The organism is uncultured Stenotrophomonas sp., from assembly GCF_963519925.1.
Taxonomy (GTDB): Bacteria; Pseudomonadota; Gammaproteobacteria; order Xanthomonadales; family Xanthomonadaceae; genus Stenotrophomonas; species Stenotrophomonas maltophilia_AE.
In genome coordinates this window covers 1-5,179 of sequence record NZ_CAUQPH010000193.1, presented here as the reverse complement: position 1 = coordinate 5,179, position 5,179 = coordinate 1, and the positions used below count along the sequence as shown (strand labels likewise).

The window sequence follows — 5,179 nt, the reverse complement described above, 5'->3', positions numbered from 1 at the left end:
GGCCGGCCCAGGGATCGCCCGGGCTGGCCAACGGCCGGCGCTACCCAACTGGAGATGCGTGCAACCCCGCATCTCCATGCAGGTCACCGCTCGGCGGCAACCGCCGTGGGATTGAGGTTCAGGCCCTGCGACATCGTCTGCAGCGTACGCAGTTCGCTGGCATCGCTGGGGTACAGCGAGATCTGCGCGTACTGGTTCTTGTCGAACTTGACCACGGTCATGCGGCGGGTCGCATAGCCCGGCGGTTCCTGGCCGCCCAGGTCGGGCAGGTACCAGTACAGCGATTCGCCGGCGAAGCCGCCTTTTTCCTGGCGCAGGGGCCGCGACAGCGGAATCCCCGGGTCGCGACCGGTCAACATCAGGGTCATGACCTCGCGTCCGCCCGCATCGACGGCCTTGCACAGCAGGTAGGTGGCCTGAGGCGTTTCCTGCCATTGCAGCCCACTGTTGGCGGGCAGGGCAGGACACTTGGCCGCCGACTGTGCCGACGCCGCGCCAGCCACCAGTGACAGCCCCAGCAATACCAAGGCGTGCAGGATCTTCATGCGTTCCCCCATGTCGAATTGGCCGTGCCGTCCCCCGACGGGCGTCGTTCACCCACGGGGTGACGGCCTGGTGATTTCGACCTTAACGGAATGTGACTGGATCTTCAAATAACCATTTCAAATGAAATTGAAGCCGGTCAGCGAGGTGAGGATCCGCTTACGTGCGCTCAACGCTCCGGCAGTGGAATGAATTCCTTGTCGTCGCCGGGGATGGTGCCGAAACGTCCGGATTCCCAGTCGTGCTTGGCCTGCTCGATGCGGTCTTTGGAGCTGGACACGAAGTTCCACCAGAGGTGGCGCGGTCCATCCAGGGGTTCACCACCGAGCAGCATGGCCTTCAACGGCGTCTTGGCACGCAGGCGGCCACGCGCGTTCTTTTCCGGAAGGATGAGATGCTGCGCGGGGACGTCGACGCCGTCCAGCTGCGCCTCGCCTTCAAGGATGTAGAGGGCGCGTTCGACGTGACCGGTATCCAGGTCGAGTTCGGCGCCGGGGTCGAGGTCGACGGCGACGTTGAGCGTGTCGGCGAACACCTTCACCGGGGATTCTTCGCCGTAGGCGCGACCGGCGATGATCCGCAGCCAGGCGCCATTGCGGCGCTGCTGGGGCAGGGTGGCCGCGCTGTGGTGGAAGAATCCGGGGTCGGTCTCTTCGAATGCTTTCGGCAATGCCACCCAGGTCTGCATGCCGTGCAGGGGGTGGTCGTGTTCGCGTTCCACCGGCGGGGTGCGTTCGGAATGGGCGATGCCGCGCCCGGCGGTCATCCAGTTGACGTCGCCGGGGCGGATGACCTGCTCCGAGCCGAGGGTGTCGCGATGGCCGATGGCGCCGGACCACAGGAAGGTGACGGTGGCCAGGCCGATGTGCGGATGCGGGCGCACATCGATGCCCGCACCGGCGCCCATCACCGCCGGGCCCATCTGGTCGACGAACACGAACGGGCCCACGCTGCGGGCCTGGACGCTGGGCACGGCGCGGCGCACTTCCAGGCCGCCGATGTCATGGACGCGCGGGGCGATGATGGTCGTCATGCGGGCTTTCTCGCTGGCGGGGGCAGGGGGAAAGGATGGCACGCGGGTCGGGCGGGTGCATGGCCCGTTCGGGTAACAGGCTGTTCCAATGGACTTCGGAACGTGTAAACGCCGGGGTTTTGATCGCGATCGGGAGGCTGGCTCCTCCGGATATGCTGGCCGCGCTGCGCGCGGTGTCCGGCCAACGGCCGGGGCTACGAATTGTTACGTAACGTCCGCAGATCGGGATCAATCAACACAGGGCAAACAAAAACGCCACCTTTCGGTGGCGTTTCTGCTTCGATCAATCGATTCTTTAAATCACCGGCTCGCGCAACACCGCCGCGTCCCAACCCGGGCGCGGGGCGAAGCGGTCGCCGTGGCGCTGCTGCAGCACCTTCAGGCGTTCCACCAGCGCATCGGCGCCGGTGGCGCGGATGTACTGGATCGGGCCGCCGCGGAACGGGGCGAAGCCGGTGCCGAAGATGACGCCGGCATCCAGCAGGTCGGCATCAGCGACCACGCCGTCGTGCAGGCAGGCGACCGCTTCGTTGAGCAGCGGCAGGATCAGCCGGTCTTCCAGGTCCTCCGGGGCCTGGTAGTTGGCGGGCACGTCGGGCTTCTGCGCGCGGCCGTTGTCCCACTTGTAGATGCCCTGGCCATCCTTCTTGCCGCGCTTGCCCGGTTCGACCGTCTGCAGCGCGGCGGGGATCTGCAGCCCGAGGAACGGGGCCAGTTCCCGGCCGACGCCGGCGGCGACGTCCAGGCCCACGGTGTCGAGCAGTTCGATCGGGCCCATCGGCATGCCGAACTTCACTGCGGCCTTGTCGATGACCGGGCCCGGGATGCCTTCGGCGTAGGCGGTAGCCGCTTCCAGCATGTAGGGGAACAGCACGCGGTTGACCAGGAAGCCCGGGGTGCCGGCGACCGGCACCGGGAACTTGCCCAGCGCCTTGCAGAACGACGCCAGGCGGCGTTCGGTCTCTGGCGCCATGCCATCGTGGTGGATGATTTCCACCAGCGGCATCTGCGCCACCGGATTGAAGTAATGCAGGCCGGCGAACTGGGCCGGGCGCTGGATGTGGTCGCGCAGTTCCACCAGCGGAATCGACGAGGTGTTGGTGGTCAGCAGCGCGTCGGCCTTCATCTTCGGCTCGAGCGTCTGGTACAGGTCGCGCTTGGCCTCGGCGTCTTCGATGATCGCTTCGATCACCAGGTCGGCCACGGCCACGCCGTCACCGGCGAGGTCGGCCTTGAGCCGTGCGGCGACCGCCGGTCGCTTGGACTCGTCGCGCACCTTCTTCGCGAACAGCGCCTGGGCGCGCTCCATGGCCGGGTCGATGAAGCGCTGCTCGCGGTCCTGCAGGGTGACCTCGAAGCCCTTGTAGGCCGACCAGGCGGCAATGTCGCCGCCCATCACGCCGGCGCCGACCACGTGCACGTGGCGGATGCCGTGGTCCTTCCCGCCCAGTGCCTTGAGGCGCTCGGTGAGGAAGAAGATGCGGATCAGGTTGCGTGCGGTGGGGGTGCCGGCCAGTTTGACCACGGCGCGGCGTTCGGCGTCCAACCGGGCCTGGATGCCGCTGCCGCCGGTACGCGCCCAGGTGTTGATCAGCGCGTAGGGGGCGGGGTAGTGGTCCTTCTTCGCCTTGCGCGCGACCTGCTTGGCCATCTGCGGCGCGAGCAGCTTCCGCGCCAGCCAGGTGTTGGTGGCCCAGGCGGTCAGGCGCTGCTTGAACGGGCGGGTGGTGCCGGCCAGGGCCAGGGCCACGGCGGTGTCCAGCAGGACCGCCGGGGCCACCACCTTGTCGACCAGGCCGATGTTGCGGGCCGCCGACGCCGACAGGTTGCGGCCGGTCAGCATCATGTCCATCGCCGCCGGGGCGCCCACCAGCTGCGGCAGGCGCGCGCTGCCGCCCCAGCCCGGGAAGATGCCCAGCTGGGTTTCGGGCAGGCCGATCCGGGTCGCCGGGTCGTTCGACGCCACGCGGTAGCGGCAGGCCAGGGCCAGCTCGGTACCGCCGCCCAGGCAGTGGCCATGGATGGCCGCCACGGTCGGGCAGGGCAGTTCCGCCAGTTTCTGGTAGGTGGTCTGGCCGCGGCGGATGGCGTCATTGACCGTGCCGCGGCGATCGAACTCCTGGAATTCCTTCAGGTCGGCGCCGGCGATGAAGCCCGCCGCCTTGATCGACTGCACCACCACGGCCTTGGGCGGATCCATGGCCAGGCGTTCGACCAGGTCGCCCAGTTCCAGCAGCACGTCCTGCGACATCGCGTTGACGCTGCTGTCGTGGCGGTCGAGGCTGAGCACCACGACACCATCGTCACGGATCTCGGGGTGCCAATGTGAGAAGCGGAGCCCATCGAAGCCTGAAAGCATGGGGACGTTCCATCCGGTTGTGTATGGAGAAGGGGGCTATGATCCAGAGGTTGTTTCCTCCCCGTCAAATCCCAATAGCAGGGGGAGACTGGGAACCTTAACGGAACCGTAGTTAAAAGCTGGTGCGGCGTTCACGGATTGGCGCTGAACTTTTCCCGGGATTGGCAGTCTCATTGCCCGACGTCGGTTGGGCTGACAGGAGTGCGGCCCCCCATGGCCGAGGTTGAAACACCACAGGAGCTGGACCTGGAGCTGGTCCGGCGCGTGCAGCGCGGCGAGAGCGCGGCCTTCGATGTACTGGTACGCAAGTACCAGCACCGGATCGTCGCGTTGATCGGGCGCTACATCGCCGACTGGAGTGAATGTCAGGACGTCGCCCAGGACACGTTCGTCCGCGCCTACCGCGCGATCAACAGTTTCCGTGGAGACGCCCAGTTCTATACCTGGTTGCACCGGATCGCCGTGAATACCGCCAAAAACCACCTCGCCGCCCATAACCGCCGCCCGCCCACCGACGACATCGACATCGGCGATGCCGAGCAGTTCGACAGCGGCACCCGCCTGCGCGACACCGACACGCCGGAACGCGAGCTGATGCGCCAGGAACTGGAGAACACGGTGATGAAGGCGGTGGCGGCGTTGCCGGAAGAACTGCGTTCGGCCATCACCCTGCGCGAGGTGGAGGGCCTGAGCTATGAGGACATCGCGCAGAAGATGGGGTGCCCGATAGGCACCGTGCGGTCGCGGATCTTCCGCGCCCGCGAGGCGATCGACACTGAACTTCGGCCGCTGCTGGACATCGGCAGCGCCACCCGCGAGAAGAGCCGCGCATGAGCAATCAACATCCCGACACATTCGACGCCCACCACCGCCAGCAGCTGTCGGCGCTGGTCGACGGTGAGCTGCCGCTGGAGCAGGCGCGTTTCCTGTTGCGCCGGTTGGAACACGATGACGACCTGTCGCGCTGCCAGGAGCGCTGGCAACTGCTGGGCGACGTGCTGCGCGGGCAGGCCTGTGCGCCTGCACCGGCGGGCTTTGCCGAGCGTATCCGGCTCGCCGTGGCAGCGGAACCGCGCCCGTTGGAGTCGAATGCGACACCGACGACGCCGGTGCGTCGGCGCGGCTGGCTGCGCGTGGGCGGCGGGGCGGCCTTGGCCGCCTCGGTCGCCGCGATTGCCCTGTTCATGTCCCGCGGGCAACTGTCCGACCCGGCCGTGCCGGCCCAGCCGACCACGGTCATCGCC

At 67.5% G+C, this 5,179-nt stretch carries 5 protein-coding genes; 2 read left to right on the top strand and 3 right to left on the bottom strand.

Annotated features, from left to right (window positions below; translation table 11 throughout):
• Window positions 1-83: 83 nt before the first annotated feature.
• The 3 genes from RWO33_RS19025 to RWO33_RS19015 all read right to left on the bottom strand — a co-directional run bounded on the left by RWO33_RS19025 (window position 84) and on the right by RWO33_RS19015 (window position 3,935).
• Complete coding sequence (locus RWO33_RS19025) at window positions 84-545, bottom strand: hypothetical protein (protein WP_145479601.1); 462 nt, start codon at window positions 543-545, stop codon at window positions 84-86.
• Between the two features lie 167 nt (window positions 546-712).
• Entirely contained in the window at window positions 713-1,576 is an 864-nt protein-coding gene (locus RWO33_RS19020) for a pirin family protein (RefSeq protein WP_314106857.1), read from the bottom strand.
• A gap of 295 nt (window positions 1,577-1,871) precedes the next feature.
• Window positions 1,872-3,935: a 3-hydroxyacyl-CoA dehydrogenase NAD-binding domain-containing protein gene (locus RWO33_RS19015; RefSeq protein WP_314106854.1), complete on the bottom strand. Its 2,064-nt coding sequence runs from the start codon at window positions 3,933-3,935 to the stop codon at window positions 1,872-1,874.
• 213 nt (window positions 3,936-4,148) lie between these two features.
• On the opposite strand from RWO33_RS19015, the gene rpoE reads away from it, so the two are divergent.
• Window positions 4,149-4,769 carry an RNA polymerase sigma factor RpoE gene (gene rpoE, locus RWO33_RS19010; RefSeq protein WP_102945429.1) on the top strand — a complete coding sequence of 207 codons (621 nt, stop codon included), beginning with the start codon at window positions 4,149-4,151 and terminating at the stop codon, window positions 4,767-4,769.
• Window positions 4,766-5,179, top strand: a 414-nt coding sequence (locus RWO33_RS19005) for a sigma-E factor negative regulatory protein (protein WP_314106851.1), incomplete at its 3' end; no start/stop codon positions are given. The genes rpoE and RWO33_RS19005, both read left to right, overlap by 4 nt.

Excerpts from the sequence above, each read along its gene's own strand:
- RWO33_RS19015 (WP_314106854.1), bottom strand. The coding sequence starts at position 3,935 with ATGCTTTCAGGCTTCGATGGGCTCCGCTTCTCACATTGGCACCCCGAG.
- RWO33_RS19025 (WP_145479601.1), bottom strand. The coding sequence starts at position 545 with ATGAAGATCCTGCACGCCTTGGTATTGCTGGGGCTGTCACTGGTGGCT.
- RWO33_RS19020 (WP_314106857.1), bottom strand. The coding sequence starts at position 1,576 with ATGACGACCATCATCGCCCCGCGCGTCCATGACATCGGCGGCCTGGAA.
- rpoE (WP_102945429.1), top strand. The coding sequence starts at position 4,149 with ATGGCCGAGGTTGAAACACCACAGGAGCTGGACCTGGAGCTGGTCCGG.